Annotated in this window: 1 pseudogene; it reads left to right on the plus strand. The window is 39.2% G+C overall.

The features are described from left to right. Positions 1 to 23 precede the first annotated feature (23 nt). Positions 24 to 538: pseudogene (locus BABA_RS27895) on the plus strand (hypothetical protein); the annotation flags it as partial.

The raw sequence follows: 538 nt of genomic DNA on the forward strand, positions 1-538 counted from the left end.
TTTGTGGAGTAACTGAACCTGCCATGTACGGAATTAACTTGAAATATGTTCGTGTCTTCATCATGTCTTCAATTGGTGCAGCAATTGGTGCTGGTATTGCCGGATTTGGTGGCTTACAAATGTTTGGATTTTCAGGGTCATTGATTGGTTTTCCTAACTTTATCTCTAATCCATTGACGCATCATGCACCTGCGGGTAACTTAATGCTCTTCTGGATTGCCACTGCGGTATGTGCTGTTGCCACTTTCTTATTAGTTTGGTTCTTTGGTTACAAGGATACTGACGTCATGGGACAAGGAGTTGAACAAAAAAATGCTGCTATTGCCGTATTAGATATTGCAATTGTCAGTTTTTTCCTTTACCAAGCGATTCGCTTTGTACAAGGAACAAAACTAATGAAGCTTGTTCGTGGTGTGATTATTTTCATTTTTATTAGAATTATTGCTGGACTTATTGGACTTACAACAGTTGAGTGGCTACTCAATCAAGTCATCACTTACGAGGAACAAATCGGAACGCCTCAAGAACTTTACAATGA

Source organism: Neobacillus bataviensis LMG 21833, assembly GCF_000307875.1.
GTDB classification, from domain to species: domain Bacteria; phylum Bacillota; class Bacilli; order Bacillales; family Cytobacillaceae; genus Neobacillus; species Neobacillus bataviensis.